Source organism: Pantoea sp. SIMBA_079, from assembly GCF_046940275.1.
GTDB classification, from domain to species: domain Bacteria; phylum Pseudomonadota; class Gammaproteobacteria; order Enterobacterales; family Enterobacteriaceae; genus Pantoea; species Pantoea borealis.
Genome location: NZ_JAWRYR010000199.1, coordinates 1 through 279, shown reverse-complemented (window position 1 = coordinate 279; position 279 = coordinate 1). Strand labels below are relative to the sequence as shown.

Here is a 279-nt window from a genome sequence, read left to right as displayed (position 1 = left end):
CACCGCGACCGGTGAAGGTGACGCCATCGGCCAGGGCCAGGTCAGTCGGTTGTGCGGGCGGCAGCAAGTCGGCCGAGGTGACCGAGCCTGGTTGGGATACGTTGCCGGCGGCGTCGGTGAGGGTGACCTGCAAGGTGCTGCCGTCGTTCACGGCAGGGTCCAGGGTGACGGTGAAAGTGCCATCTGCAGCGACGGTGCCGGTTGCGAGGATGTTGTCGGCTGCGTCACGCACCTGCACGGCAGTGCCGGCTTCGCCTCGGCCATTGAGTTGGCTGCCGG

1 protein-coding gene is annotated in these 279 nt (G+C 68.1%); it reads right to left on the bottom strand.

Annotated features, from left to right (window positions below; genetic code table 11):
- The coding region (locus SB719_RS19695) for an Ig-like domain-containing protein (RefSeq protein WP_412159671.1) at nucleotides 1-279 on the bottom strand (279 nt) is incomplete at both ends.